The organism is Vibrio sp. D173a (assembly GCF_030248475.1).
In genome coordinates, this window is the sequence record NZ_JAHGAH010000865.1 from 1 (window position 1) to 596 (window position 596).

Annotated in this window: 1 protein-coding gene; it reads left to right on the forward strand. The window is 49.0% G+C overall.

The annotated features are described in order from the left end of the window. Positions 1 to 336, forward strand: a 336-nt coding sequence (locus tag KIV40_RS29880; protein ID WP_285352892.1) for a uroporphyrinogen decarboxylase family protein, incomplete at its 5' end; no start/stop codon positions are given. Positions 337 to 596 lie beyond the last annotated feature (260 nt).

The following is a 596-nucleotide window of genomic DNA, read 5'->3' on the forward strand; positions in this document are numbered from 1 at the left end:
GTAACACTATTCACTAAGAACGGTGGTATGTGGCTTGAGCAGATCGCAGCAACAGGCTGTGACGCCGTTGGTCTAGACTGGACAATCAACATCCAAGACGCGGTTAAGCGCGTGGGCGATAAGGTTGCTCTACAAGGAAACATGGATCCTTCTATGCTTTACGCGTCTCCAGAGCGCATCCGTGAAGAAGTATCAACGATTCTTGAAGGCTTCGGTGATGCGGGTACTGGCCACGTATTTAACCTTGGTCACGGTATTCACCTAGACGTGCCGCCAGAAAATGCAGGCGTGTTTGTAGAAGCGGTACACGAACTGTCTAAGCCATACCACAAGTAACGTTTAGCGTTAGGTTTGTATCAGATCCCCTCACTACTGCAGTGAGGGGCTTTTTCGTTTCTGGGCGTTGCAACAGGTGTCTCGATAATTTTCGACTATGATCTACATAACGTGGGAATTCGAAGGAGTTGAGTATGTTGAGAGTAGCTTTTGCTTGGTTATTGAGTGCGATGCTGGTTTCTGGGTGTGCCTCGGACGTGGCGACCGATTACGAATCCTCGGTCGACTTCAGTGGCTTTTCGACCTATCAGTACCATGAA